This is a genomic window from Streptomyces sp. AM 4-1-1, assembly GCF_029167625.1.
Classification (GTDB): Bacteria; Actinomycetota; Actinomycetes; order Streptomycetales; family Streptomycetaceae; genus Streptomyces.
This window is the reverse complement of the sequence record NZ_CP119145.1, coordinates 4,966,266-4,992,810: the sequence shown is the minus strand read 5'-3', so window position 1 is coordinate 4,992,810 and position 26,545 is coordinate 4,966,266. Positions and strand designations below refer to the sequence as shown.

Here is a 26,545-nt window from a genome sequence, read left to right as displayed (position 1 = left end):
TTATCGCGTCTTCGGGTCGAGGGCGTTGCGGACGGCTTCGCCGAGCATGATGAACGCCAGAACGGTGATGCTGAGCATGATCGACGGGTACAGCAGGATGTGCTGTGCGACTCGGATCTGGTTCGAGCCGGTGGAGATGTCGATGCCCCACGAGATGGTCGGGGAGGCGAGGCCCAGCCCGAGGTACGACAGGGTCGCCTCGGCCGAGATGTAGACACCGAGCGAGATGGTCGCGACGACGATGACCGGGGCCATGGCGTTCGGCAGGATGTGCTTGAACAGGATGCGGTTCGTGCCCGCGCCCAGCGCTCTGGCGGCCTGGACGTAGTCCGACTGCTTGATGGTGATCACCGCGCCGCGCATGACTCGCGCGATCTGCGTCCAGCCGAGGAAGGCCAGTGCCATCACGACGACCCAGACCGTGCGCTCGGTGAACGCCTGGAGGACGACCATGGCGCCGAGCAGGAACGGCAGGCCGAGGAAGATGTTGGTGAAGCCGGACAGCAGGGCGTCGACCCAGCCGCCGAAGTAGCCGCCGATCATGCCGACCAGGCCGCCGAACACGGTCACCAGCAGGGTGACGCAGATGCCGACGATGATCGAGGCGCGGGTGCCGTAGATGACGCGGGCGTAGACGCTGCGTCCCTGCCCGTCGTAACCGAGCCATTCCGGCGAACCGACCTTGCCCAGTTCGGGCTTGGTCAGGAAGTGGTGGCTCAGGTCGCCGGTGGTGGGCGAGGCGCTGGTGAACAGGCCGGGGAAGACCGAGATCACCACGAGGATGGTGATGAGGATCGCCGACACGATGAAGTACGGGTTGCGGCGCAGGTCGGCCCAGGCGTCGCCCCAGAGGCTGCGCGCCTTCTCGGCCTTGATCCCCGCCGGTTCCGCGATGGGTGCCTTGGCGTCGTCGGGCGCGGAGGCGGTCTTGGTCAGCTCAGGCATACCGGATCCTCGGGTCCAGGACCGCGTACAGCAGGTCGACGAGCAGGCTCATGAAGAGGTAGACGAGCACCAGGATGGTGACGAGTCCGACCAGCGTGGTGCCTTCGCGCCGGGTGATCGACTCGAAGATGGTGCCGCCGACGCCCTTCACGTTGAAGACACCCTCGGTGACGACCGCGCCGCCCATCAGGGCGCCCAGGTCGGTACCGAGGAAGGTGATCACGGGGATCAGCGAGTTGCGCATGAGGTGCACACCGACGATGCGGCGCCGGGGAAGCCCCTTGGCGACGGCCGTCCGCATGTAGTCCGCGCGCAGGTTCTCCGCCATGGTCGTACGCGTCAGTCTCGCCACGTAGGCCAGGGAGAGCGAGCCCAGCACAATCGCAGGCGTCACCAACTCCCCCCAGGTGGCGTCGGCCGAGACGTTCGGCGCGATCCAGCCGAGCTGGTCGGCGAAGACGGACTTCACGATGTGGGCGAGCACGAAGACCGGGATCGAGATGATCAGCAGTGTGATGATCAGGACGACGTTGTCGGCGAGGCGCCCGGCGCGCAGACCGGCGATCATGCCCAGGCCGATGCCGAGGATGATCTCGATGAGGAAGGCCATTCCGGCCAGTCGCAGCGTGACGGGGAAGGCGTCGCTCAGCACGTCGGTGACCGGCCGGCCGCTGGCTATCTGGGTACCGAAGTCACCGTGCAGCACGATGCCCTTCATGTAGTCCCAGTACTGCACCAGAAGCGGCTGGTCCAGGCCGAGCTTGTGCCGCATCGCGGCGAGGGTCGCGGGGTCCGCGCCCTTGTCCCCGAAGAGTCCCCGCACGGGATCACCGGGCAGTGTGTAGACCATCAGGAAGATCAGCAGAGTCGTCCCGATGAAGACCGGGATCATCTGGAGCAGTCGTCGTGCGACATAACGCCCCATGGTGCCTCCATGTAATAGGCAAGCGGCAGCCGACGGGCCCTCCCCCGCCGACGGCGTCCCGGTGGGACGGTCGTCGGCGGGGAAGGGCCCCCCGGCCACGGCGAGCAGGCTGGCCCCGGGACCGATGTCAGTGTCGGTCCCGCACCGGCCCGCGGACTACGACGGTGGTTACTTCTTGACCTGGACCTCGGTCAGGATCGGGTCGCCGTCCTGCGCGTAGTCCACGTTCTGGACCTTCTCCGAGTAACCGGCGTTGACCTTGTAGTACCAGAGCGGGATGGAGGGCATGTAGTTCACCAGCTCCTTCTCGATCTTCTGGTAGGCCTTGACCGACTCGTCGAGCGAGGCCGCGGAGTCCGCCGCCTTGATCTCGGCGTCGAGCGCCTTGTTGGAGAAGTCACCCTGGTTACCGGCGGCGCCGGTCCGGAACAGGTCACTGATGAAGTTGGCGTTCACCGGGTAGTCGAGCACCCAGCCGGAGCGGTACAGGGACTTGACCTGCTTGGCGTCACGGGCGTTCGTGTCGGCCTGGAAGTCCGGCTTCGAGTCGCCGGTGCACTTGACGCCGGTCGCCTGGGTGATGCTGTTGCAGACGGCCTCGACCCATTCCTTGTGGCCGCCGTCGGCGTTGAACTGGATGGAGATGGCGTTCTTCGGGACGCCGCCGCCCTCCGTGATGAGCGCCTTGGCCTTCGCCGGGTCGTACTTGGTGACGTCACCGGTGGCGTTGGGCTGGTAGCCGAGCACGCCCTTGGCGACCCAGCCGGTGGCGGGCTCGCGGGTGCCCTGGAGCACCGTCTTGGTGATCGTGTCGCGGTCGATCGCCATCGACAGGCCCTGGATGACCTTCGGGTTGATGCTCTTGAACTCGGGGGAGTAGAACGCCACGGCGATGGTCTGGATCGCGGAGTACGCCTTGTCCACGGCGCGGTCGCCGAGGTCGGACCGGTAGACCGGGAGGTCCTTCGGGCCTATCTGGCGCAGCACGTCGACGTTGCCGGACTTCAGGTCCTCGTAGGCGGTTTCGAGGGTGGTGTAGTTCTTGAAGACCACACCGCCGTTCTTCGCCTTGTCGGAGCCCTTGTAGTCGTCGTTGCGGACGACCTTGATCTGCTTCTTGTGGTCCCAGCTGACGAACTTGTACGCGCCGTTGCCGACCGGCTTCTGACCGGCGGCCTTCGGGTCCTTGTAGAAGGACTCGGGCAGCGGGGAGAAGACCGTGTAGCCGAGCTTGTACGAGAAGTACGGCAGCGGGGCGTTGAGCTCGATGGTGAAGGTGTAGTCGTCGACGACCTTCAGGCCGGACATGGCGTCCGACTTCGGAGTGGTCTTGGCGTCCGCCGGGTGGACGTCCGCGTAGCCGACGATGTCACCGAACCAGGACGCGTTGGTCTGGTCGTTCTTGATGTTCGCGGCCCAGTTCCACGCCTTGACGTAGGAGTTGGCCGTGACCGGGGTCCCGTCGTGGAACTTCCAGTCCTTCTTGAGCTTGACCGTCCAGAGCTTGCTGTCCGTGGTCTCGACGGACTCGGCGTTGATCATTTCGAGCTTGCCGGCCGGGTCGTAGTCGACCAGCTGCGAGAAGATCGAGTCGGTGACGATGCTGCCGTTCGACTCCATCGTGTTGGCCGGCTGCAGCGGGTTCTGCGGCTCACCGACCTCGACGGAGAAAATGCCGTCAGGGTCGACAGCGCCCTTCGCTCCGCCGTCGCTCTTGTCGTCGCTACCGCCGCAGGCGGTCGCGGCCAGGGCGATGATTGCCGCTCCCGCGACCCACTTGGCGCTCTTGGCACCGCGCATGGGTTTCCTCCTCATGAGTCCACTTTTGACTACAAGAGGGGCACTGTGTGATCCACCGACACCCCTGACGGTGATCGTTCCAGTGCCCCGAGTGTGCTCGTGAGTCCGTACTCCCCACAGTCCGTGACCCATTGACCCGAGCTCAATGGAGCCAACTATTGAGTACGACCGGGCTGTAAACCACACTTAAAGGGTCTCGGTTTGACAACATCAGTCATCCCCCTATGCCCGAAATCCGGACAAAGTGATCCCAGACAGACACCCCCGAAACGGACTGTTAACACACGTTCCGGAGAGCGACGCCCGATATCCGGACGCTCGGGCCGTGAAATCCGCTTGACGAAAGGCTCGGGCCCCCGCGGTTTCCGCGGGGGCCCGAGCCCTGGATCTGACGCCCCACCAGCACAGACCTGTGTATCAGGCGGGTGCGCCGGCCGGCGTCCGGGGGGGTGGTGCGTGCGCGTCAGCGCTTGGCGCGCGAGGCGGCGCGGCCACGCTCCTTCTGGTCCAGGACGACCTTGCGGATACGGACCGTCTCCGGGGTCACCTCGATGCACTCGTCGTCGCGGCAGAACTCCAGGGACTGCTCCAGCGACAGCTTCCGCGCCGGCACCACGTTCTCGGTGGTGTCCGCGGAGGCGGCGCGCATGTTGGTGAGCTTCTTCTCCTTGGTGATGTTCACGTCCATGTCGTCGGCGCGCGAGTTCTCGCCGACGATCATGCCCTCGTAGACCTCGGTGCCCGCCTCGGTGAAGATGACACCGCGCTCCTGGAGGTTGACCATCGCGAACGGGGTCACCGAACCCGAACGGTCCGCCACCAGCGAGCCGTTGTGACGGGTGCGCAGCTCGCCGAACCACGGCTCGTGGTCCTCGAAGATGGAGTGCGCGATGCCGGTGCCGCGGGTCTGGGTCAGGAACTCGGTACGGAAGCCGATGAGGCCGCGGGACGGGACGATCCACTCCATGCGGACCCAGCCCGAACCGTGGTTCGTCATGGTCTCCATGCGGCCCTTGCGGGTCGCCATGAGCTGGGTGATGGCACCGAGGTGCTCCTCGGGCGAGTCGATCGTCATGCGCTCGACGGGCTCGTACGTCTTGCCGTCGATCTGCTTGGTGACGACCTCCGGCTTGCCGACGGTCAGCTCGAAGCCCTCACGGCGCATCTGCTCGACGAGGATCGCCAGCGCCAGCTCGCCGCGGCCCTGGACCTCCCAGGTGTCGGGGCGCTCGGTCTCCAGGACGCGGAGCGAGACGTTACCGATCAGCTCGCGGTCGAGGCGGTCCTTCACCTGGCGGGCGGTGACCTTGTGGCCCTTGCCGCCCTTGCCGACGAGCGGCGAGGTGTTCGTACCGATGGTCATCGAGATGGCGGGCTCGTCGACCGTGATCAGCGGGAGCGCGATCGGGTTCTCGGGGTCGGCCAGGGTCTCGCCGATCATGATGTCCGGGATACCGGCGATGGCGCAGATGTCACCGGGGCCGGCCTTCTCGGCGGCCTTGCGGGTCAGCGCCTCGGTCATCAGCAGCTCGGTGATGCGGACGTTGGTCTGCGTACCGTCACGCTTGATCCAGGTGACCGTCTGGCCCTTGCGCAGCTCGCCCTGCTCGACGCGGCAGAGGGCGATGCGGCCGAGGAAGTTGTCGGCGTCGAGGTTGGTGACGTGGGCCTGGAGCGGCGCCTCTTCGTCGTACTCGGGGGCCGGGACGTGCGACAGGATCGTGTTGAAGAACGGTTCGAGGTTCTCGCTGTCCGGCGGGACCGTGCCGTCCTCCGGCTTGGTCAGGGAGGCGACGCCGTCCCGTGCGCAGGCGTAGACGATCGGGAACTCGATCTGCTCCTCGTCCGCGTCCAGGTCCAGGAACAGGTCGTACGTCTCGTCGACCACCTCGGCGATACGGGAGTCGGGACGGTCCGTCTTGTTGATGCACAGGATGACCGGCATCTTGGCCGAGAGCGCCTTGCGCAGCACGAAGCGAGTCTGCGGGAGCGGGCCCTCGGAGGCATCGACGAGCAGCACGACCGCGTCGACCATCGACAGACCGCGCTCGACCTCGCCGCCGAAGTCGGCGTGGCCCGGGGTGTCGATGATGTTGATCGTGATGGGGTCCCCGCCGGACTTGGGGTGATATTTCACCGCCGTGTTCTTGGCGAGGATCGTGATGCCCTTCTCACGCTCCAGGTCGTTCGAGTCCATCATGCGTTCGTCGAGGTTCTCGGCGGCGTGCGCGGCGAAGGCGCCCGCCTGCCTCAGCATGGCGTCGACCAGAGTGGTCTTGCCGTGGTCGACGTGGGCGACGATGGCTACGTTACGGATGTCGTGGCGCGTGGGCATGGGTGGCTTGCGCTTCTCTCGGTTCGTGGGATCAGGCGTCTCAGTCGCTCTCGGGTCCTCGTACGCCCGCCGGGCGGACACGCCACGGCTCGTCCCATGGTACGGGCCCGACGCGTCCGGGGCTTCCCGGACCGGTGCGCGAGACGGGTCTTCAGCCGGTGCCCCACCGGTCCTACGGCGCTGTTCAGCCCCTGTTCAGCGAGGCTCGCGGGGGCCCGGAAATCCGGCCCGCCGAACCCGGGCGGCTGCCCGCCCGGGTTCGGCGGGCCGCACGCGCGAACGGGGTTCGGCGACCTTCCGTACCCGCCGTGACCTGGTCTTTCCTACCGCTTGTACGGGTGCGCGGGGGCACCGGCCCGCGGTCCTCCCCGGAACCCGATGTCCTGGTAGCGGGGCGCCGCGAAACCGAACGCTCCGGCGTTCACCAGCTTCCTGTCCACCGCCACCAGCTGCGGGCGCTGAAACAGCGGAATCGATCCTGCGGCGGCCCAGATCCGGGCGTCCGCCTCCTCCATCAGCGCCCGTGCGGCGTTCTCGTCCAGCTCGGAGAGGGCCTGGTCGAAGAGCTGGTCGATGTGGTCCGTACCGACCCGGGTGTAGTTCTGCTCGACGAGGAGCGAGCCGTCGGACGCGGGCTGCGGCTTGGCGTAGATCGGGCGGCCGTCGGTCGCGGGGTAGGCGCTGGCGGGCCAGGAGTACAGCGCCAGGTCGTAGTCGCCGGACGCGACGTGGTCCTTGAAGTAGCTGTCGTCGGCGACCTTGGTGATCTCCGTACGGATGCCGATCGATTCGAGCATCGCCGCGATCCGGTCGCCGACGGTGCGCAGCGACTGCGAACCGGGCCCGGACGGCAGCACGAAGCGCAGGGTCAACGGCTTGCCGTCCTTGCCGAGCGCTCCCGGTGCCGCGGCGGCGTCCACCGGGGCGGCCGTGCCCACGGGGGCGTAGGCCCCCGCCGCGCCCCTCGGGTGCCTGTCCTGCGGGACGCCCTGGGCCGCGGCGTCGTCACCGGCGCCGGCCGCCTCGGCCCTGGTGCCGGTGGTACCCGCGGTTCCGGTGGCGCCCGTGAGGAACGCGGCCTGGCGCAGGAGCGCGTCCCCGTGCCGGGCGGCGGTGGTGGCGGGGGCCAGGACACGGGCGGGAGCCTCGGCGCCGTGCCGGGCGGGGGGCTTGTCGTCCCCGCCGACGATGTACACGCCGTCGTCCGGGGAGACGGCGGCCCGGTCGTCCTTGTCCGCCTTGTCGTCCCCGTCGTCCTTGCCGGACCGCGCGCCCTTCTTCTCGTCCGCCTCGCTGCCCGCCTTGGTGTCACCGGACTTCTTGGCGGCGCCGCCCCGGGTCCAGCCCGCGTCGGCCAGCAGGGCCAGCGCCTCCTTGGTGTCCTGCCGCCCGAGCGCGCCGCTGCTGTCCTTGTACGCGGGCTGCCCGGCGAGCGCCAGGTGGCTGCCGAGCGGCCGCGCGGGCAGGCCGAGCGGTTTGAGCACGGCGTCGGCGAGCGCCTGGCGGTCCAGGGCGCGGGCCACCGCCCGGCGCACCCGGTCGTCCGACAGCGGGCCGGACTCACCGTTCAGGGCGAGCTGGGTGTAGGCGGGTTCCAGCGAGGTGCGGACGACGTACCGGCGCAGCCCCTTCTGTTCCGTGGCGTACGCGGCGACGGCCAGCCTGGTCCGTTCCCGGGCGGCACGCGCCTCCTCCGCCTGCTCCTCGTCGGAGCCGTGTGCCAGCGCCCAGGAGCGCAGCGCCTCGGCCGGGCCGGTGTCGGCGCCGGGTCCGTGGGCGGGCGGCTGCCCGCCCGCGCCGTCGCGGGCCGCCTGCGCGACCCGGTCCGCCGCGACGGGGTCGACGTCGGCGATGTCGACGGTGCCCTCGGCCAGCGCGTCGACGCGTTTGTCCGGTTCGACCACGCGGAAGACCAGCCCCTGGAGCTTGGCCCGGTCACCCCACCAGCGCGGGCTGCGGACCAGGCTCACGGTCCCGTCGCGCTTGTTCACACTGCGCAGCTGGAACGGTCCCGCCGTGGCCTTGAGCGTCGCCCTCGCCCCGTCGTTGAAGGCGTCCGGCGTGCCGGTCACCTGCTTCGGGTAGAGCGGCGAGAAGAGGGAGCGCCAGTCCGCGTACGGCTTGGCGAAGGTGACCCGGACCTGTAGGTCGTTCGCCCCGCGCTCGATCTTCTCGATCCGCTCGTATCCGGCGTTGTGGGCGCTCCAGTACGCGGAGTCCCTGCCGTTCAGCGCGCGCCACTGGGCGACGAAGTCGGGTGCCCCGATCTCCCGGCCGTCGCTCCAGACCGCCTGCTGGTTGAGTTTGTAGAGAACGACCTGTTTGGGCTCGCGTCCGACGATCTTCGCGGATTCCAGATAGTCCGGGTTGAGCTGCGGCCTCCCCTTGGCGTCGAGCGGGAAGAGCGACGGCAGCAGGGCTCCGGTCACGCGGGCGGTGGCGTCGTCGGCGTCGGCCTGGAAGGCGTTGAGGGTGGTGGGCATCGAAGCGATGGCCCAGTTGACCGTGGACCCGTCGGCGACCGCGTCGCGGGTCGTGGGCGCGATGTCCTGCGCGGCCATGGCCGCGGTGGTGTCGTTGCCCACGGTGCAGCCGGCCAGTACGGAAAGGGCGAGCACCCCCGTGGTGAGAAGCGCGAGCGTGCGACGCCTGGGGGCCGTCCCGCGCGGGACGCCGACGTGGGACATGGCTGATACCTCCGGGGCCGGCCCGGCCCATCCGTACCCGATGCGCCGGATTGTGCATGTCTGGTGGCATTTGCAGTTGATCACACTGTTTCTGCTCACCCACTGAAAGCACACCCTCGCGAGCGGGGGCGCCGACACGTCGCACGGACCGCGAACCTCACCCGTCCGCCCCGTCGCGCGTTCCCCGCACGGCGGGGCGGACCACGAGAGAGCGAGGGCGCCGGACGGACCGGGCGCCGGACCGGGAAGGACCGGACTCGGGGCCGGACGGCTCGGAGCCGGGGCGGCTCGGAGCCGGGGCGGCTCGGGCTCAGTCCAGGAGCGCGAGGACCGCGTCGGTGGTGTCCGTCTCGCCGAGCCTCGGGAAGATCTTCTCGACGCTGTTGCGGTGGGCGTCGGCGTCCATGTCGGTGACGGCGTCGACCGCGACGGTGACGTGGTAACCGTGCTCGTACGCGGCGCGGGCGGTGGACTCGACGCCGGACCGCGCGGGCCCGGAAGCCGACCCGCGCGCCGCACCGGGCCGGACCGGACTCGCGGCGGGCCGTACCGAAACACACCGGTCCGGTCCGGCACGGCACGCCTCCCGCCCGGCTCAGTTCCAGCCCGTGCGGTACGCCGTCCAGTCCCCCTCCAGGGCCGCGAAGTCGACGTACAGCGCCAGCCCGAACCGCTCACGCCCCCGGTCCGTGCGGCCCAGTCCCAGCCTGGCGCCACGGACGGCGGCCGTGACGGTCTCCGCCGGCGCGTGGTGCCCGAAGCGTTCCTCGTGGAAGAACGGCAGCCCCATCAGCAGATCGGTGCCGGCCGGCGTCACCTCCAGGGCGAGCGCCGTCTGCTGGGCGACATAGCCGCCGTACAGCCCCTCCAGCGGCATCCAGCTGTCGTACGACATGACGGCGATCTGGTCGACGCGCCGGGCCACCTGCCCGAAGAACTCCTGCGACCACCACTTGGGGCTGCCGGTGACCGCGCCGAGGACCCGGTGGGCGGCGGGCAGCGGGTCGATCTGATGGGCCGCGACGGACAGCGTGACCCCGCGCGCCCGGGTGAGGGCCCGCAGGTCGTCGAGGAGCGAGAGGTAGTGGGTGTCGCCCGAGTGCAGCGGCTCCAGGTCGAAGTGGACGCCGTCGAACCCGGCGTCGGCGATCTGCCGCGCCGACGCCACCACGGCGGCGCGCGACGAGGCCCGCTCCAGCCGCAGCCCCTCCGGGCCCTCGGTGGCGAGTACGTCCCCGAGCCATGCCTGCACCCTGATGCCCGGCATGGTGCGGTGCACGGAGTCGAGCAGCCACTTCGCCCTCGGATACGCGGTGGCGGGCAGTGTGCCGTCATGCTCCAGCGGCCCCGCGTGGACGTAGAGGTCCTTGATGCCCGTGCCCCGGATTCGGTCGGCGAAGGCGGCCAGATCGGCGTCGGTCCTGCGCCCGTCCACCCAGGCGTGGCCGAGCCAGATCGCGTCCCGGCCCCGGGTGCGGGTGCCGTCACCGGGATCGCCCGTGTAGTTGAGCCGCAGTGCGAGCCCGGCGCCGAGCGCGGGAAGGACGACGGCCAGGACCAGCCCCAGGGCGATCCGCCTCGGCCAGGTCCACCGGAACCGACGCGCCGCCTTCCCGGGCGCCTCCCCGCCCGGGACCTCGTCGCGCACGGCGTCCTCGCGCACAGCGCCACCCCGCGCGGCCCTGCCCCGTATCGACCTGCTCCCCACCAGCCTGCCGCGTATCAACCCGCCGCGTATCGCTTCCGCCACCCGTGAAATCCGTGTACGCACGTCCTGCCCCCCCGTTGTGGATGTTGATGACCGGGCAGTATGCCGGACGCGCGTTGCTCCCGGTGCCCGTCACGGACCGCCCACCGGGCGCCGACCACCGGGTCGCGAGGCCGGAGAAGTGGACATAGCCTCACAAACGTGACGCCGCCCGTGAGCCGTACCAGGACTCCCCGGCCGGGCCGGGTCCTGCTCGCCACGTTGATGGCGCTGTGCTGGGCCGTGCTCCCGGCCGCGCCTCCGGCGCACGCCGATGCCCGGCTCCGGCCCGGGGCGCACATCGCCACTCCCGCGCTCACCCCGGGCGGAAGTGATCAGAGCGACGAGGGCGACACCACGGCCGACGACTCCGGTGGCGGCGCCGTGGACACGGTCCTGCCGGTGGCCGTCCTCTGCGTGGTGGCGGCCGTCGCCGCGTACACATATGTCCGGCGCCGAAAACGCGTCACGACCCGTACCACTCCGGTGACAGGCGCGCCGAGTCGGGACAGCCACCCCGAACCGCCTGCACCGCTGCGTGAGTTGTCGGCGCGGGCGGACGACGCGCTGGTGGCCACGGACAACGCGGTCCGCACCAGCGCGGAGGAACTCGGCCATGCCACGGACCGGTCCGGGGACGAGGCCACCACCCCCTTCGCCGACGCCGTCGCACGAGCCGGGGACGAACTGGCCACCGCCTTCCGGATACGGGGGCGGCTCGACGACGCGCCCCCGCAGGACGCCGCCACCCGGCGGCGGATGCTGGACGAGATCGTGGGCCGGTGCGCGGACGCCGACCGCCGGCTCGACGCCATGGCCGAGGACTTCGACGCGCTGCGCGCCCTGGAGCGCGACGCCCCACGGGCACTGGCCGCCGTCGAGACCACGTTCCGCGCGCTCACGGGCCGGGTCTCCGCCGCCGGGACGGCTCTCGTCGCGCTGCGGGACCGGTACGCCGAACCGGTCCGCGCGCCCCTGACGTCCGCCGCCGAACGGGCCAAGGACCGGCTGGTCTTCGCGACCTCGGCCCTCAACCGGGCCCGTCAGGCCGTCGACGCGGACGACGGCGGCGCGGCGGCCGCGTACGTCAGGGCGGCCGAGAGCGCGGTCGGCCAGGCGACCACTCTCGTCGACGCCGTGGACCGACGGGTGGCCGAACTCGTCCAGGCCGCCCGGCTCCTGGCCGCCGCACTCGCCGACACGGACACGGATCTGACCGAGGCGAACGGGCTGCTCGCGGGCCTCCCGGAGGGGCCCGCCAGGACGGATCTGCGCGTCCGGGCCGCCCGCGCCGCGTCGGTGCTCGCCGCCGTACGGAGCGGAACGGAGACCGGTCCGTACGACCCGGTGGACGCGCTGCGCCGGGTGACGGGAGCGGGAGCGGCGCTGGACGAGGCACTGGCGAGGGCCGGCGAACCGGGCGGTCGGCGGGTCAGGCGTGAGCTGCTCGAACAGGCGCTGTTCACGGCGCGCGCGGCGGCCGGGGCCGCCATGGACCACATCGACACGCACCGGGGCGCGGTGGGCGGCCGGGCCAGGACCCTGCTCGCGGAGGCCGGACGACGTCTGGAACGGTCCGGGGAACTGGCCTCGGCCGACGACGCCCGGGGCGCGCTGGACGAGGCACACCGGGCGGACGCCCTGGGGGCGGACGCCCTGGACGTGGCCGAGCGGGACGTACGGTCGTATCAGGACCGGTACGAACAGGACGGGCAGCGGGAGTTCCCTGCGGGAGGGGGCGTGGACGATCCACGACGTGCGGGACACGCGGCCGACGGGCGGGACGCCCGGGACGGGGGGAGCCATGCCCGCCGCGACCGGGGAAGCGCGGACGGCGGGCTCGCCGGGGCGGTGCTCGGCGGCATCGTCCTCCCGGGCCCGTACGACGACGAGGGCGGCGGCGGGCCCGCGAGTTTCGGCGGAGGGAGCACCCGTGGCAGGCGGGGCGGTGGCGGTCGCTTCTGAACGCGGGTGCCGACATCCCCGTACCCCGGCCCCGGTACGCGCCGACACACCGGCCCGGACACGGTCCCGGACACCCGCCGGCACTCCCCGCACACCCGTCCCGCGCGTCCCGATCCCACTCCCCACACGCCCTGACCGGCACGTCCCGACCGGCACCCCGGACCCGGCCGTGCACCGCGCGTCCATCCGTACGCGACCAACTCAAGGAGAGAGGCGCCCCCATGCCCAAGCAGACCGTTCTCGGCCGCGTCACCCTGCTGGCGAAGGCCGACATCAACACGCTGGTCGACCAGGCCGAGGACCGGCGGACGATGCTGGACCAGCTGATCCACGACTACACGACGAACCTCATGGAGGCCGGACGGGCGGCGGCGGACGCCCTCGGCGACCTCTCGTTGATGGAGCAGGACCACGCGGAGGACGTCGAGTTGGCCCGGGAGTGGGGCGAGAAGGCGCTCGCGGTCAGCCGGAGGGCCGACGAGCTGCGGGCGGCGGGCGCGCGGGAGGAGGCCGACGGGTTCGACAAGCTGGCCAGGATCGCGCTCGGGCGTCAGCTCGACGCGGAGAAGGAGGTCCAGGCCGCCGAGCCGACGATCACCTGCCGGACGCAGGTGCTGGAACGGCTCAACTCCGGTCTGGCGCAGATGCGGGCGAAGCTGTCACAACTGACGGAACTGGCAGAACTCGCGGAGCGGGCGGAACCGGCGGCGCCCGGTGCCTCCACCCCGGTGCGCGGCCGGACGACAAGGGCCCTCAGGAGCATCGACATCCTCGACCCGAGCAGCGAACTCCGCAGGTTCGAGGAGAAGGTGCGGCACGAGGAGAAGAAGGCGCCCGACGCCCGGGAACGGCCGACGGCCGCGTCGCCGGACACCCGGTCCGAGGAGCTGGACGCCCGGACCGCCGAACTGGACGCCCGTTTCGACGAGCTGGACGGTCTCGGCGGGAGCGCTGAGGTCGAGGCGAGGCTCGCGGCCCTGAAGACCGCCAACCCGTCCTGATCCCCCGCTCGCCCGCGATCCCCGCGGCCTGCCCTCCGCCGCCCCTGTCCGCCCCGTCCCCCGTCAGAACATGCTCAGCAACTGCTCCACCGTGGGCTCCGGTGCGGGCTCCCCGTCGGGCAGCGGCAGTTCGAACCAGACGGTCTTGCCGCGTGGGGTCCGCCGCGAACCCCAGGCCGCGCTCAACAGCCCGACCAGTTGCAGCCCGCGTCCGCCCTCGTCGGTGTCGCGCGCCCGCCGCCGCCGGGGCTGGACGAGGCCCGCGTCCCAGACCTCGCACACCAGCGTGCGGTCCCGCAGCAGCCGGAGCCGGATCTCGCCCTCGCCGTACCGCAGGGCGTTGGTGACGAGTTCGCTGACCAGCAGTTCGGTGGTGTCCACCAGGTCGCCGAGGCCCCAGCCGTTCAACTGGGTACGGGCCAGCTCGCGGGCGCGGCCGACCGAGCGGGGTTCGCGCGGCAGCGGCCAGTCACCGACCGCGTCGGCGGGCAGCCCCTGGATACGCGCCATGAGGAGCGCGATGTCGTCCTCGCCGTGCCGGGTGTCGAGGGCGGTCAGTACGTGGTCGCAGACGTCTTCGAGCGGCCGGGCCGGTTCGGTGAGCACGCGCCGGAACGCCTCCAGGCCCTCGTCGAGGGGATGGTCACGGGATTCGACCAGCCCGTCGGTGTAGAGCGCGAGGAGCGCCCCCTCCTTCAGCTCGACCTCGACCTCCTCGAAGGGTTCGCCGCCCACCCCGAGCGGCATCCCGGGCGGGACGTCGAGCATCACGGCCGGTGCGCCCGGCTCGACCACCATGGGAGGGAGGTGGCCCGCGTTGGCGAAGGTGCAGCGCCGGGTGACCGGGTCGTAGACGGCGTACACACAGGTCGCGAGGTAGACCTCGGCGAGGTCCGCCTCGCGGGACTTGTGGGCTGCCCGCGAGAGCCACTGAGCGCCGCCGCCCCCGCCGAAGCGGTCGTTCGGAGTGCCGCCGCCGGGGGTGCCGAGACCACGGGCGACCTCGTCGAGGGCGGACAGCACCTCGGCGGGCTCCAGATCCAGCAGCGCCAACGTCCGTACGGCCGTACGTAGTTCACCCATGGCGACGGCGGCCCGCAGACCCCGGCCCATGACGTCGCCGACGACGAGCGCCGTTCGGTGGCCGGGGAGTTCGATGACGTCGAACCAGTCACCGCCGACCTCCGTCGCCGTGTTGCCGGGCAGATAGCGACAGGCGATGTCCAGGCCGGCGGCCTCCGGGTCGCCCGGGGGCAGCAGGCTGCGCTGGAGGATCAGCGCGCGCTCGTGCTCGCGGCGGTAGAGACGGGCGTTGTCGATGCAGACGGCGGCTCGGGCGGCGAGTTCGGTGGCCAGTGCCCGGTCACGCTCGCCGAAGGGTTCGCTGCCCTTGGTACGGGAGAACTGGACGAGTCCGACGACGGTGTCGTGCGCGACCATCGGCACGGCCAGCGTGCACTGGACGAGACCGCCCTCGGTCGCCGGTACGTCCTGGACCCGGCCGAGGCGCAGGGCCATGGCACCCGGCGAGCGGAACGGGAAGCGGTGCACCGAACCGAGAGCGGGTGTCGCGGTGCCGGGGCCGTGGCCGCCCGTGGTGGCCGGCAGGGAGTCGGACACGGCGCTGGCGAAGGCGACCCGGCGCAGTTCGGCGGAGCCGCCGGCCTCCTGGCCGAAGGACGCGCCGCTGCCGGGCGGTGCCTCCTCCCCCGTGAGGAGCCCCTGGTAGAGATCGACGGAGGCGAGGTCGCAGAAGCCGGGGACGGCGACGTCGAGGAGGTCACGGGCGGTGGTCTCCAGATCGAGGGAGTTGCCGATCCGGGCACCCGCCTCGTTGAGCAGGGCGAGATTGCGGCGGGCGCTGTCCGCCTCACGGGCGGCGACATGACTTCGGGTCACATCGGTGGCCAGTCCGGCGACGCCGATGGGGTTCCCGGCCCCGCCGTGCACCCGGTAGAGGTTGATGGACCAGTGCCGGCGGCCGGCCCCACCGGGTGCGGTGCCGACGATCTGGAGGTCGGTCACCGACCTGCCGGTCTCCAGGACCCGCTTGAGGGTGGCGCTCAGCCGGGCGGCCTCCGGCGGGCCCAGATAGTCGTCCACCGAGCGTCCCCGGTGGTCGTCGGCCGTACCGCCGAAGACGGTGGCGAACCGCTTGTTGGCGCGTACGACCGTGAAGTCCGTACCGAACAGCACGAAACCGAAAGGAGATTGGCCGAATATGGCCTGCGAAGCTGCGAGATCCGTCTCGATGTGCCGCAACGCACGGACATCGACGACGATACAGAGCGCCGCGCGGGCCCCGCTCTCCGTACGGGTCGGCATGACATAGATCTCGGCGAGCCCGTGCGTTCCGTCCTCGCCCGGCACGACGAACGGCACGAGGCCCGTCCACTCCTTGCCGTCCAGGATCTCGGTGACCCTGTGGTGCCCGTCCCGTCGGAACTCGGACGGCATGAACGCCTCGACCGGGTCCCGGCCCACCGCCTGATGAGCGGCTATGCCGAAGAGACCGGCGGCCCGGCGGCTCCACTGCTCGATCAGCCCGTCGGGCCCGATCGAGAAGGAGGCGACCCTGACGTAGTCATAGATCGAGCCGGGCGGACTGCTCTGCCACACGACGTTGCCCGCCGTCCCAGGTATTTCGCTCACGCGACCGTCCCCTCCAGCTCACACACCGGACCGGTCCTGCCCGCAGTATTCAGCACTACGGCCCCGACCGACACGGCGTTCACGATCACAGCACGGTCTCAGTCCCTTTCAGCCAGGTTCTGCCCGACCTCTGGTGATCGCTGTGCTTCCCCTCCCACTCCTAACCAGGCAGGGCCAGCTCGAACCACACCGTCTTGCCAGTCTTTCCACGTCTGGTCCCCCAGCGGCGGGCCGAGCACGCCACGAGTTGCAGCCCACGGCCGCCCTCGTCGTCCGGATGCGCGGTGCGTTCGGTGGGCGGATCGGGAAGCGGATCGGAGACTTCCACCAGCAGACCGGTGCGGGGCGCGGCCGTGTCCTCCGGGAAGTGGGCGCCCCGGGCGGAGGACCCGTCCGGGCGCGGGGTACGGAAACGGTCACGGTCGGACCAGGGCTGCGGCTGGGACCGGCGCGGCCGGACCCGCGCCCGCGTCCGATCCTGTGCCTGATCCAGCGGCTGCGGTTGCGCCTCGGGCCTGCCCCGCGCCTGGGACCGAGCGGGCGGCCTCACCAGGCGTACACCGATCGGGCCCGGCGTGTACCGGAGGGAGTTGGTCACCAACTCGCTGACGAGAAGCACCGTCACATCACAGGAGTCGGGGTCGAGCCCCCACGCGTGCAACGCGTCGCGCACCGCGTGCCGGGCGGTTCGTACGGCGTTCGGCACGGCCGGGAAGGTCCACTCGGCGCAGCCGCCTTCGGTATCGATCACGCCGATCACTTCCCAAGACCAGCCAAGGGGAACACAATCCCCCACGGGTTACAGACAACCCCATACCCGATAATCGGAACAAAATACCGCGCGGATCGAGGGATGGATCGTACGGGTGCACGCGGGACGAGTACCCCACTGAGCCGGAGAGTACCGTCGCTCAGCGAGGCGCGGAGGCGGTGAGCCGGCGGACCGCCTCCGCGACGGCGGGCCGGTCCTGGTCCAGCCAGTCGACCTGGTCGGTCTCGGCGGGCCCGAGCCAACGCAGCTCGTCATGGTCCTCCAACGGCCGGGGGACGCCCGACACCAGGCGGACCGTCCACACCTGAAGGACATAACCGGGCTTCAGCGGCCACTCGCCGGAGATCCGCCCCACCGGCTCCGTCTCGACCCCCAGCTCCTCGCGCAACTCGCGCACCAGCGCCTGCTCGGCGCTCTCCCCCGGCTCCACCTTGCCGCCGGGCAGCTCCCAGCGCCCGGCCAGCTCCGGCGGTGCGCTACGGCGCGCGGCCAACAGCCGCCCCTGGTCGCAGACGGCCCCGGCCACCACCACACGATCGTTCATACGCCGGAGCGTAGCCGCCACCCCGGACGAGTCGTTCCCACCCGTCGCCGCCCGGCCCCGGAACGCACCGGTCCGAGCCATGACACAAGGCGGGCGACCGGGGGCACGGGCGCGGGGCCGACCGACAGACAGCCGGCCGGGCAGTCAGCGACCAGCCGGGCGGACAGCAACCAGGCCGACAGCAACCGGCTGGGCGGACAGCAACCAGGCCGTCAGCAGCCGACCGGGCGGACAGTCACGGCCAGGCGGTCACGGGCGGGCGCTCCGCTCCGCGCGCTCCACCCAGTAGAGCCGTTCGGCGCCGGAGCCGTCGAGGCTGTCGGCGATCCTCTGCGCCTCGCTCTGCGTGGCATACCTGCCGACGCGGTAGCGATTGCCGTTGTCGTCCTGCCGTATCACCAGCCAAGGGAGCACGGCACCGCTGTCGCTCATCGCACTTCTCCCCAGCATCGCGCCCCTCCCCGCACCGGATCGCACGTATCCAAAAATCCCCAGGAAACCGCAGTACGCATATGCCCGAGCGTACGCCTGACCTTCACTCAGCGGATACGCTTTTACACAAAGAGGTACGCATCCGGCCAGCACAAAGGGGGCGCACCCGACGAGTGCGCCCCCTCACTTCTGCACGGGGAACGGCGGATGACGCGCCGTCATCGCTGGTGAGCGGCGGTCGTGACGGAGAACGGGCGGGGCGTCAGCTCACCCCACAGGCGTTCGCGCACCCCGTACGAACCACCCGCGCCCCCTTCACTTGACCTGAAGGTGATAGGCGATCCGGTAGCGGTCGGCCGGCACCACCACGTCCGCCGTCTCGACCGCCCGCCCCGACGCGTAGTACGTGCGCCCGATCACCATCACCACATGGCCCGGCACCCCGCCGAGCGCCAGCAGCTCCTCCGCCAGCCCCGGACGCGCGCCGACGTCCTCGACCACGTTGTCCACGACGATGTCGATCGCGGCCATCCGCTCCACCACCCCGCAGCCGCCCAACGGCCCCTCCTCCGGCAGCATCACCGGAGTACGCCCCGTGACGGCCAGGGGCTCCCAGGACGTCGAGAGCATCATCGGTTCACCTGCCTCACGGAAGACGTACGCCGTGCGCATCACCCGGTCACCCGGCTCGATGCCGAGGCGTTCGGCGATCTCCGGCGCTGCTCCCTCCTGCTCGCTGCGCGACTCCCACGTCCCGTGCACCCCCAGCGCCGCCTGCTCCTGACGGAACGGGCTGGCACCCGCGTCGGGCCGGAAGCCGGAACGGGCGATCCTGCGCGGCACCGGGCGCTCGCGCACATACGTCCCCGACCCCGATCGGCCCTCGACCAGCCCCTCCGCCATCAGCACCTTGCGCGCCTCCAGGGCGACGGTGTCCGAGACGCCGTACTCCTCGCGGATGCGGGCCTGCGACGGCAGACGCGTGTGCGGCGGCAGTGAACCGCTGACGATCTTCTCCCGCAGGTCGCTCGCAACGCGCAGATAGGCGGGCTGCTCACCGAAAGTCACAGGCCACTCCCAACAGGTTGACAGTCTGCAACAGACTGACAACCGAGGGTTCCGAACCGCAAGCACAGGCCAGAGTTTCACTCGAAGTGATGATTCACCACCACTCCGCGCATGGACCCGCGCGACCGGGCACACGCCCGGCACCAAACCGGCCCCCCTCCCTCCACTTCCCGACCCATGGCACCCCTTGACCCCTTTTGGTCCAGACCAATAGCTTCCTCTGCACACAGCACGGCCCTCGTCACCTCACAGCACTCACACAGGAACGAGCCTCATGCGCCGGAAAACCCTGTCCAGACTGACCGTCGCCGCCTGCTCCTTCGCGCTGCTGGCCACCCTGGCCCCGGCCGCGTCCGCCGGTACGGGTCACGGAGGCGGCCGCCACGACGACCGCGGCAACGGACGTCACGGCTCCACCCCCGCGTACAAGCGCGTCGGCTACTTCACCCAATGGGGCGTCTACGGACGCGACTTCCAGGTCAAGGACCTGGACACCAGCGGCGCCGCCGCCAAGCTCACGCACATCAACTACGCCTTCGGCAATGTGAGTGCCGCAGGCAAGTGCTTCACCGGCAACGTGCCGGGCGAGACCGACGCCTGGGCGGACTACGTCCGTCCGCTGGACGCCGCCGGATCGGTGGACGGCGTCGCCGACACCGACACCCAGCCGCTCGCGGGCAACTTCAACCAGCTCCGCGAACTGAAGGCCAAGCACCCCGGCCTCAAGGTGATGATCTCGCTGGGCGGCTGGAGCTGGTCCACCCACTTCTCGGACGCGGTCCGCACCCCCGCCTCCCGCAAGGCGCTCGTCTCCTCCTGCCTCGACCTCTACATCAAGGGCAACCTCCCGGTGGATGGGGCGCGCGGTGGCCAGGGAGCGGCGGCCGGTCTCTTCGACGGCATCGACATCGACTGGGAGTGGCCCGGTTCCGCGGGCGAGGACGACACGGTCTACCGCCCCGAGGACAAGCGGAACTTCACCGCTCTGGTGCACGAGTTCCGCACCCAGCTGGACGCCTACGCCAAGAGCCAGGCGAAGAACCCGAAGCCGAAGGGCCACGGCCCGGCCCGCAAGCCCGAGCCCAAGCACTACGACCTGACGGCCTACGCCCCCGCGTCGGCGGCGAAGATCGACGCGGGCTTCGACGTACCGCGCATCATGCGGGACTTCGACTTCGTGAACCTCCAGGGGTACGACTTCCACGTCTCGGGCGACAAGACCACCGCCCAGCAGTCCGCGCTGTACGCGAAGAACGACTTCAGTGTCGACCGGACCGTCCGCGACTGGCTGAAGCGCGGCGCCCCCGCCCGCAAGCTGGTCGTGGGTGTGCCGTTCTACGGCCAGGGCTGGACCGGTGTGACCGGAGGCGGCAACGGCCTCGGCAAGCCGGCCACCGGCCCGGCGCCCGCCACCTGGGCGGCGGGTTCGGAGGACTACAAGGCCCTCAAGAAGCTCGCGCAGTCGGGCAAGTTCAAGATCCACCGGGGTACCGGGAACGGCGACGCCTGGCTGTTCGACGGCACCACCCTGTGGACGTACGACGACCCGCAGGTGCTGCGGGCCAAGACGTCCTACATCCGCGACCACCGGCTCGGCGGCGCGATGGTCTGGTCGCTGGACGGTGACACGGACAACGGTGAACTGATGACCGCGCTGGACCGCGGCCTCGGCCGCCGCTGACCGAACGGCCACCGGTACGACGGCGGGCGCGGGGCGGTCGCACGACGCGGTCGCCCCCGGGTCACACCGAGGCGCACCCCTGAGGCGCGCATTCGGGACGCCCGCCCCGCGCCACCCCGCGCCCGCCGCCCGCCGGATGTGCCCCACGGCACTCACCCCACCGCCCACTCACCCGGCCGACCGGCCACTCACCACACCGACCGCCCACTCACCCGACCGGCCGACCCGTCGATCACAGATCGAAGTAGCGCGTGCCCTTCTCGATGAGGTGGGAGGCGTAGGCCCGGCCCAGGGCGGGCTTCCCGCGGTAGAACCCGACGTACCGGTGAGTCGTGTCGATGACGACGGGCCGGGCGAAGCAGGCGAACTGGTTGCGCTGCTTCTCCTCCGCCCACGCCATCGCGGCCGGATCGACCCGGTCGCTGACCAGGACCGGGAAGCTCGCGACACCGGTCTGCATCCCGACCGGCAGACCACCCTTGTTCTTCTTGGCGTACGTGAGGACCTGTGTGGTGAAGGTGTCGACCACCGGGACGGTGATCTCGGGCACGGTGGCGGCGACAGTGAACAGATGCAGATTGGTGGCCGCCCACTTGAGACGGAAATCGGCCCGCCGTCCGACGAGGACGGGCGCGCCCGCCCAGTGCTCCCAGTGCGGCGCGCAACCGTCCGCTGCCAGCCGGCCTTCGACGGAGGCCAGGTAGGCGTGTATCGACTCATCGCTCATGGCAGCGATTGTCCACGGGCCGCCGTACGCCGGAAAGGCAGGCGGCACTACCGGGACTTCCCAGGACGCCCGCCCGGTACCTTCCGCCGCTCCGGCCGGGGCGCGGAGGGGTCAGGAACGCGGTCGTTCGGTCTGCTCGGCGCGCTCCGCCTTCTTCTCCTTGATCCGTACCGCTTCCTTCCGGACCTCGGCCTGGGTCGCGCGTTCCCGCTGCAACCACTCGGGGGATTCCTTCTTCAGCGCCTCGATCCGCTCGGTGGTGAGGGGGTCGGTGATCCCGCCGCGGGCGAGCCCCGCGATGGAGACGCCGAGCTTCGTCGCGACCACCGGCCGGGGGTGCGGCCCGTCGCGCCGCAGGTCCCGCAGCCACTCGGGGGGATCGGCCTGGAGCGCGTTCAGCTCGGTGCGCGAGACGACACCCTCCTGGAACTCGGCGGGGGTGGCCTCTAGGTACACACCCAGTTTCTTCGCCGCGGTCGCGGGCTTCATGGTCTGGGTGGTCTGGTGCGACGTCATGGTCCCAGCGTAACGAGCGTGTGCGGCGCCGCCGACCACGGCCGGTAACCTGGCCGGGTGACCGACTCGCAGGCAACCCCTTCGTTCCGGCTCGCCTACGTCCCGGGGGTGACGCCCACGAAGTGGGTGCGGATCTGGCACGAGCGGCTGCCGGACATCCCGCTGACCCTCGTACCGATGTCCGCCGCCTCGGCGGCCGACGCGCTGCGGGCGGGTGAGGCGGACGCGGGTTTCGTACGGTTGCCGATCGACCGGACGGACCTCAGCGCGATCCCCCTGTACACCGAGACGACCGTGGTCGTGATCCCGAAGGACCACCTCGTGGCGGCGGCCGAGGAGGTCTCGGCCGAGGACCTGGCCGACGACATCGTGCTGCACCCCCTGGACGAGACCCTCGACTGGCAGGAACGGCCGGGCCGCCCGGCGGACGACCGCCCGGCGACCACGGCGGACGCGGTCGAGCTGGTGGCGGCGGGAGTGGGCCTGCTCGTCGTGCCCCAGTCACTGGCCCGCCTGCACCACCGCAAGGACCTCACGTACCGGCAGGTCCGGGACGCCCCCGAGTCACGCGTCGCGCTGTCATGGCCGGAGGAGGCGACCACGGACCTGGTGGAGGAGTTCATCGGGATCGTCCGGGGCCGCACGGTCAACAGCACCCGGGGCCGCCCCCCGACACCCCCGCGACCGAAGGCCGAACGGTCCGACTCCGCAGGCACCCGCCGAAAGCCGGCGAAGGGCGGGACAGCCGGCGGAACGACGGGCCGCGCGACCGGCGGCGGCAGGAACCCCCGAAAGGGTTCGAGCGCTCCCAAGGGCACCAAACGCGGCAAACCCCGCCGCTGACCGGGATCTTGGTTGTGCCTGTCCTGGACGGAACCCCGCCCCGTCCTCCGGGGCAGCTCGAAGGTCAATTCAGTAGTGATACCGAGCCGCGAGAATGACGATTTCCTTGTCCGTGACATCGAAGCGGAACTAACCCACAAGGCTCTGACCTACACATATGCGGGCACCTCCCAGCACCCTCCCAGCACGGGATTCACGCCGAAGTACGAGAGGGCTCAGATCGCCAACGCTGCACATTAGCGCCGGCGGAGGGCGAGGGCCGAGGGCCGAAAAGCTTTTCCGCACCATCTCGGCCCCGTCGCGCTCACGAACTCCCGGACCTCGCCTGCAGTTCGCCACTCACAGCGGCCAAGCGGTAAGCAAGTCCCCGGGGCCGTAGGTGGCATCAAGGCCCGGAGAGTCGATGCCGCTGCGCGAGACCGCCACGACGGGAACGGGTTCGTCGGTGAGGGCGGCCCGGTGCCGATGGAGAGCGGCCAGGTCGTGCCGGTCGAAGGGTGACTGCTCCAGCCACTTGATGGAGCCCACGAAGAGAAGCTCCTTGGCGATGGGGGCGCGGTCCGCCCCGACGATGTCGATTTCGACGTCGTTGGTGCGGGTCCAGTAACCGCCCACCGCGGGCGCTGCGGGGAGCCGGTCGTCGGGCAGTATCCGCGCCAGGGCCTCGCGGACAAGGGGCTCGACGGCTCGGCCTCGCCAGCTCGTCCAGTTCTCCCGGATGCGCGCCAAGGCCAGATCACCCCGCCCCCGTTCGATCTCCTCCATGGAGGGGCCAAGCAGGTGCAGCCAAAACCGCAGGTAGGGATCTGTCACCCGGTAGCGGCGATCCTTCGACGGACGCAGCGATACGGGCAGCTCTGCGGCGACGATCCGCTTGTCCGTGAGCAGCTCCAGTGCTCGTTGCAGCGGCGTGGCTCCGATTCCGCCGGCTGCCCGGGCGATGTTGGTGAAGGTCCGCTCACCACTCCCGATGGCCGCCAGCACCGTACGCGCCTGGGCCTGCGGGGGGAATTCGGCAGCCAGCGAGCGCTCGGCCGACACCAGCAGGGCCGAGACCGGATCACTCAGCGCCTCACCGAGGAAGTCCCAAAGCCCCTCCCCTCTCGACCACTCCGCGCAGATCAGCGGCAGCCCGCCGGTGACCAGCGCGGCGTCGAAGGCTTCCGGCGGTTCCAGCCCAAGCATCCTCCCCACCTCAGCGGGGTTCAGCGGCCCCAGCACCATCTCCCGGCCGCGCTGATGGAAGGGGCGTCCATAACTGTTCAGAGCCTCCATCATCGACAGATCGGAGCCAATGAGGACCAGCAGCACCGGCTTGATCTCCAACGCCCGGTCCCAGGCCCTTTGCAGCATCCCCTCAAAGGCGCCACCGGAGTCCATCAGGTACGGCACCTCGTCGATGACCAGCACGCTCGCCCGGTCGGCAGGCAGCGCCGCAGCCAGCACATCGAACGCGGCGTCCCAGCTCTCCGGCCGCGCGGCGGCCACCAGCCCCGCCAACGGCAGCGTCGACGCTTGGGCATCACGGGCCAGCCGTGCCAGATCCTCCCTGGGGGACGCACCGGTCGCCGCGTAGAACAAGAACGGGGCTCCGGAATGCTCCGCAAACCGCTCAACCAGTCGCGACTTGCCCACCCGGCGCCGCCCACGCAGCATCACACACCGACCGGGCCGCTCCCCGCCGACCCCTGCCGCCACCTTGTGCAGTTCCCGCTCCAACGTCGCCAGCTCCTGGCGACGGCCTACGAAATCCACCACGCCTACCAACCTCCGCGCATGAAACTAACAACTATGTTAGTAACATCTAGGTTAGTCTATGATCTTCGTCAGTTGCCGCCACCCCGGCACTGTCTCCGCCGGCCCAGCCGGCGCCGCCACCAGGCCGTTGCCCGCCACTGCCACTACCAGCGCCGCACGCGCCCCGATCGAGTGAGTAACGAATCACCACCGATCTGACACAACGTTCCGACCTGACGCAACGCCAGCCGAGCAGGACCAGCGGCCGGCGCAGGGCCTGGAGGTGCGGCACGGACACGGTTTTGGTCAGCGGATCGACGGGGAAGCCGAGCGCCCGGCAGGCCCACGCCGGAGCATCCGCGATCGACTCGGTCATCGCGCTCAGCGAGCGGGCGCCTGCCGACACACTGGCCGCCGCGGCGGCCACCAGTGCGGACAACAGATGACGGAGCCCGCGCGGTCCGCGCGGATCAGGTATCAGGCCCAGAAACCCGGACAGCGCGACCGCGTCCGGCAGCGGCGCCGACATGGAAGCGAGGGCCGGTTCATCCAGACCGCAGAGCGTGAGAGAACATGCAGGAACAGGCACGGACCTGCCGAGTGATCATGGGGCGTAGACACCCACATGCCCACTGAGGCCGTGCCTGCACCGCGTTTCCCTCGAAGCGGAACACTCCACCCGGTTCCGTCGCACCCTGGCGAACCGGACAAACGTCGATCTCGCAAAGGGCCCCTGCCGTTCCGGGGCCGCCGCCTCAAGCGGTGGCAGCGCTGCCACCACAGCACACACGCCAAGATTCGCTGCCTCGGCGAGCAGGTCAAGGCCACCCTGCATAGTCAGCGTCTCCTACGAAAACTCCGCCGCAGCATCAACGGGAAGAAGCCAAGGGCCCGACTCCGAAGAGTCGGGCCCTCGCTGACCTGCATATTTGCCAGATCAGCGACGTGGTGTTGTGTCACCCACTACACGTTGAAGCGGAACTCCACCACGTCCCCGTCCTGCATCACATAGTCCTTGCCCTCCATCCGCGCCTTGCCCTTGGCGCGGGATTCGGCGACCGAGCCCGTCTCGACCAGGTCGTCGAAGGAGATGATCTCCGCCTTGATGAAGCCCTTCTGGAAGTCGGTGTGGATCACACCGGCCGCCTCCGGGGCCGTGGCGCCCTTCTTGATGGTCCAGGCGCGGGTCTCCTTGGGGCCTGCCGTCAGGTAGGTCTGGAGGCCCAGGGTGGCGAAGCCGACGCGGCCGAGGGTGGCGAGGCCCGGCTCTTCCTGGCCCATGGACTGGAGGAGTTCCAGGGCCTCGTCGTCGTCGAGTTCGATCAGCTCGGACTCGATCTTGGCGTTCAGGAAGATCGCCTCGGCGGGGGCGACCAGGGCCCGCTGTTCGTTCTTGAACTCCTCGTCGACCAGTTCGTCCTCGTCGACGTTGAAGACGTACAGGAAGGGCTTGACGGTCAGCAGGTGCAGCTCGTGCAGGAGCCGGCCCTTCTCCGTGCCCGCCGTGATGCCCGCCGAGAAGAGGGTCTGGCCCGTTTCGAGGATCTTCTGGGCCTCCTCGACGGCGGCCAGCACGGCGGCCTTCTCCTTCTGGAGGCGGGACTCCTTCGTGAGGCGCGGGACGGCCTTCTCGACGGACTGGAGGTCGGCGAGGATCAGCTCGGTGTTGATCGTCTCGATGTCGTCCTTGGGCGAGACCTTGCCGTCCACGTGCACGACGTTCTCGTCCTTGAAGGCACGGATGACCTGGCAGATCGCGTCGGATTCGCGAATGTTCGCCAGGAACTTGTTGCCCAGCCCCTCACCCTCGCTCGCGCCGCGCACGATGCCCGCGATGTCGACGAAGTCGACGGTGGCGGGGAGCACCTTCTGGGAGCCGAAGATCTCCGCGAGCTTGTTCAGACGCGGGTCGGGGACGCCCACGACGCCGACGTTCGGCTCGATGGTGGCGAACGGGTAGTTGGCCGCCAGCACGTCGTTCTTGGTCAGGGCGTTGAACAGGGTCGACTTGCCGACATTCGGCAGACCGACGATTCCGATCGAGAGCGACACGTTGGCGACTTCCTGAAGTGGGAGAGGGAGGGACGACGAGTGGAGCACGGCGCGTGGTACGGGTCGGTCCGGGTGGGCCGATTCTCCAGTTTACGGGCGGGGCGCGCCGGGTATCC

At 70.4% G+C, this 26,545-nt stretch carries 20 protein-coding genes and 2 pseudogenes; 5 read left to right on the top strand and 17 right to left on the bottom strand.

Annotation, left to right across the window (positions count from 1 at the left end):
* From PZB75_RS21285 to PZB75_RS21255, 7 genes and pseudogenes are all read right to left on the bottom strand, one after another.
* Window positions 1–945: an ABC transporter permease gene (locus PZB75_RS21285; RefSeq protein ID WP_275536886.1), complete on the bottom strand. Its 945-nt coding sequence runs from the start codon at window positions 943–945 to the stop codon at window positions 1–3.
* The gene (locus PZB75_RS21280; protein WP_275536885.1) at window positions 938–1,870 is read right to left on the bottom strand and encodes an ABC transporter permease; all 933 of its coding nucleotides are present in this window, start codon (window positions 1,868–1,870) and stop codon (window positions 938–940) included. The genes PZB75_RS21285 and PZB75_RS21280 overlap by 8 nt, the downstream gene beginning before the upstream one ends.
* 168 nt (window positions 1,871–2,038) lie before the next feature.
* On the bottom strand, window positions 2,039–3,670 hold the full coding sequence (locus tag PZB75_RS21275; protein WP_275536884.1) for an ABC transporter substrate-binding protein: 1,632 nt from the start codon (window positions 3,668–3,670) through the stop codon (window positions 2,039–2,041).
* A 463-nt stretch (window positions 3,671–4,133) separates the two neighbouring features.
* Window positions 4,134–6,005: a translational GTPase TypA gene (typA, locus tag PZB75_RS21270; RefSeq protein ID WP_275536883.1), complete on the bottom strand. Its 1,872-nt coding sequence runs from the start codon at window positions 6,003–6,005 to the stop codon at window positions 4,134–4,136.
* A 323-nt stretch (window positions 6,006–6,328) separates the two neighbouring features.
* Window positions 6,329–8,692 (bottom strand): ABC transporter family substrate-binding protein, encoded by a 2,364-nt coding sequence (locus PZB75_RS21265; RefSeq protein ID WP_275536882.1) that lies wholly within the window; start codon window positions 8,690–8,692, stop codon window positions 6,329–6,331.
* 310 nt (window positions 8,693–9,002) lie between these two features.
* Window positions 9,003–9,191 (bottom strand): annotated as a pseudogene (locus tag PZB75_RS21260) (isochorismatase family protein); the annotation flags it as partial.
* Between the two features lie 96 nt (window positions 9,192–9,287).
* Entirely contained in the window at window positions 9,288–10,265 is a 978-nt protein-coding gene (locus tag PZB75_RS21255) for a hypothetical protein (RefSeq protein WP_275538805.1), read from the bottom strand.
* 336 nt (window positions 10,266–10,601) lie between these two features.
* Here PZB75_RS21255 and PZB75_RS21250 point away from each other — a divergent pair, with 336 nt between their 5' ends.
* Both PZB75_RS21250 and PZB75_RS21245 read left to right on the top strand, forming a co-directional pair.
* Window positions 10,602–12,404, top strand: a complete 1,803-nt coding sequence (locus tag PZB75_RS21250) for a TPM domain-containing protein (protein WP_275536881.1) — start codon at window positions 10,602–10,604, stop codon at window positions 12,402–12,404.
* A gap of 221 nt (window positions 12,405–12,625) precedes the next feature.
* On the top strand, window positions 12,626–13,405 hold the full coding sequence (locus tag PZB75_RS21245) for a PspA/IM30 family protein (RefSeq protein ID WP_275536880.1): 780 nt from the start codon (window positions 12,626–12,628) through the stop codon (window positions 13,403–13,405).
* Window positions 13,406–13,468: 63 nt separating this feature from the next.
* On the opposite strand, the gene PZB75_RS21240 is transcribed toward PZB75_RS21245, so the two are convergent.
* The 5 genes from PZB75_RS21240 to PZB75_RS21220 all read right to left on the bottom strand — a co-directional run bounded on the left by PZB75_RS21240 (window position 13,469) and on the right by PZB75_RS21220 (window position 18,873).
* Entirely contained in the window at window positions 13,469–16,024 is a 2,556-nt protein-coding gene (locus PZB75_RS21240; RefSeq protein WP_275538804.1) for a SpoIIE family protein phosphatase, read from the bottom strand.
* A 193-nt stretch (window positions 16,025–16,217) separates the two neighbouring features.
* A complete protein-coding gene (locus tag PZB75_RS21235) occupies window positions 16,218–16,817 on the bottom strand; it encodes an ATP-binding protein (RefSeq protein ID WP_275536879.1) in 600 nt (199 codons plus the stop codon).
* A gap of 151 nt (window positions 16,818–16,968) precedes the next feature.
* Window positions 16,969–17,373 carry a (deoxy)nucleoside triphosphate pyrophosphohydrolase gene (locus PZB75_RS21230; protein WP_275536878.1) on the bottom strand — a complete coding sequence of 135 codons (405 nt, stop codon included), beginning with the start codon at window positions 17,371–17,373 and terminating at the stop codon, window positions 16,969–16,971.
* Between the two features lie 249 nt (window positions 17,374–17,622).
* The gene (locus tag PZB75_RS21225) at window positions 17,623–17,805 is read right to left on the bottom strand and encodes an SPOR domain-containing protein (RefSeq protein WP_275536877.1); all 183 of its coding nucleotides are present in this window, start codon (window positions 17,803–17,805) and stop codon (window positions 17,623–17,625) included.
* Window positions 17,806–18,120: 315 nt separating this feature from the next.
* Window positions 18,121–18,873, bottom strand: coding sequence for a GntR family transcriptional regulator (locus tag PZB75_RS21220; protein WP_275536876.1), 753 nt, complete (start codon window positions 18,871–18,873; stop codon window positions 18,121–18,123).
* 274 nt (window positions 18,874–19,147) lie between these two features.
* On the opposite strand from PZB75_RS21220, the gene PZB75_RS21215 reads away from it, so the two are divergent.
* Window positions 19,148–20,554 carry a glycoside hydrolase family 18 protein gene (locus PZB75_RS21215; RefSeq protein WP_275536875.1) on the top strand — a complete coding sequence of 469 codons (1,407 nt, stop codon included), beginning with the start codon at window positions 19,148–19,150 and terminating at the stop codon, window positions 20,552–20,554.
* Window positions 20,555–20,786: 232 nt separating this feature from the next.
* Here PZB75_RS21215 and PZB75_RS21210 read toward each other — a convergent pair whose 3' ends face one another.
* Both PZB75_RS21210 and PZB75_RS21205 read right to left on the bottom strand, forming a co-directional pair.
* Window positions 20,787–21,281, bottom strand: a complete 495-nt coding sequence (locus PZB75_RS21210) for a levansucrase (RefSeq protein ID WP_275536874.1) — start codon at window positions 21,279–21,281, stop codon at window positions 20,787–20,789.
* A gap of 111 nt (window positions 21,282–21,392) precedes the next feature.
* On the bottom strand, window positions 21,393–21,797 hold the full coding sequence (locus tag PZB75_RS21205) for a DUF5997 family protein (RefSeq protein ID WP_275536873.1): 405 nt from the start codon (window positions 21,795–21,797) through the stop codon (window positions 21,393–21,395).
* A 57-nt stretch (window positions 21,798–21,854) separates the two neighbouring features.
* Here PZB75_RS21205 and PZB75_RS21200 point away from each other — a divergent pair, with 57 nt between their 5' ends.
* Window positions 21,855–22,640 (top strand): LysR family substrate-binding domain-containing protein, encoded by a 786-nt coding sequence (locus tag PZB75_RS21200; protein ID WP_275536872.1) that lies wholly within the window; start codon window positions 21,855–21,857, stop codon window positions 22,638–22,640.
* A gap of 339 nt (window positions 22,641–22,979) precedes the next feature.
* Here PZB75_RS21200 and PZB75_RS21195 read toward each other — a convergent pair whose 3' ends face one another.
* Both PZB75_RS21195 and PZB75_RS21190 read right to left on the bottom strand, forming a co-directional pair.
* On the bottom strand, window positions 22,980–24,398 hold the full coding sequence (locus tag PZB75_RS21195) for a DUF234 domain-containing protein (protein ID WP_275536871.1): 1,419 nt from the start codon (window positions 24,396–24,398) through the stop codon (window positions 22,980–22,982).
* Between the two features lie 46 nt (window positions 24,399–24,444).
* Window positions 24,445–24,906: a transposase family protein gene (locus PZB75_RS21190; RefSeq protein WP_275536870.1), complete on the bottom strand. Its 462-nt coding sequence runs from the start codon at window positions 24,904–24,906 to the stop codon at window positions 24,445–24,447.
* A gap of 237 nt (window positions 24,907–25,143) precedes the next feature.
* Here PZB75_RS21190 and PZB75_RS21185 point away from each other — a divergent pair.
* Window positions 25,144–25,245, top strand: a pseudogene (locus PZB75_RS21185) (IS5/IS1182 family transposase); the annotation flags it as partial.
* Between the two features lie 95 nt (window positions 25,246–25,340).
* Here PZB75_RS21185 and ychF read toward each other — a convergent pair.
* On the bottom strand, window positions 25,341–26,429 hold the full coding sequence (ychF, locus tag PZB75_RS21180; RefSeq protein ID WP_275536869.1) for a redox-regulated ATPase YchF: 1,089 nt from the start codon (window positions 26,427–26,429) through the stop codon (window positions 25,341–25,343).
* Window positions 26,430–26,545 lie beyond the last annotated feature (116 nt).

What these genes read in the sequence shown, in the direction of transcription:
- PZB75_RS21285 (WP_275536886.1), bottom strand. Translation starts at nt 945, where the DNA reads ATGCCTGAGCTGACCAAGACCGCCTCCGCGCCCGACGACGCCAAGGCA.
- PZB75_RS21280 (WP_275536885.1), bottom strand. Translation starts at nt 1,870, where the DNA reads ATGGGGCGTTATGTCGCACGACGACTGCTCCAGATGATCCCGGTCTTC.
- PZB75_RS21275 (WP_275536884.1), bottom strand. Translation starts at nt 3,670, where the DNA reads ATGCGCGGTGCCAAGAGCGCCAAGTGGGTCGCGGGAGCGGCAATCATC.
- typA (WP_275536883.1), bottom strand. Translation starts at nt 6,005, where the DNA reads ATGCCCACGCGCCACGACATCCGTAACGTAGCCATCGTCGCCCACGTC.
- PZB75_RS21265 (WP_275536882.1), bottom strand. Translation starts at nt 8,692, where the DNA reads ATGTCCCACGTCGGCGTCCCGCGCGGGACGGCCCCCAGGCGTCGCACG.
- PZB75_RS21245 (WP_275536880.1), top strand. Translation starts at nt 12,626, where the DNA reads ATGCCCAAGCAGACCGTTCTCGGCCGCGTCACCCTGCTGGCGAAGGCC.
- PZB75_RS21230 (WP_275536878.1), bottom strand. Translation starts at nt 17,373, where the DNA reads ATGAACGATCGTGTGGTGGTGGCCGGGGCCGTCTGCGACCAGGGGCGG.
- PZB75_RS21225 (WP_275536877.1), bottom strand. Translation starts at nt 17,805, where the DNA reads ATGAGCGACAGCGGTGCCGTGCTCCCTTGGCTGGTGATACGGCAGGAC.
- PZB75_RS21215 (WP_275536875.1), top strand. Translation starts at nt 19,148, where the DNA reads ATGCGCCGGAAAACCCTGTCCAGACTGACCGTCGCCGCCTGCTCCTTC.
- PZB75_RS21210 (WP_275536874.1), bottom strand. Translation starts at nt 21,281, where the DNA reads ATGAGCGATGAGTCGATACACGCCTACCTGGCCTCCGTCGAAGGCCGG.
- PZB75_RS21205 (WP_275536873.1), bottom strand. Translation starts at nt 21,797, where the DNA reads ATGACGTCGCACCAGACCACCCAGACCATGAAGCCCGCGACCGCGGCG.
- PZB75_RS21190 (WP_275536870.1), bottom strand. Translation starts at nt 24,906, where the DNA reads ATGTCGGCGCCGCTGCCGGACGCGGTCGCGCTGTCCGGGTTTCTGGGC.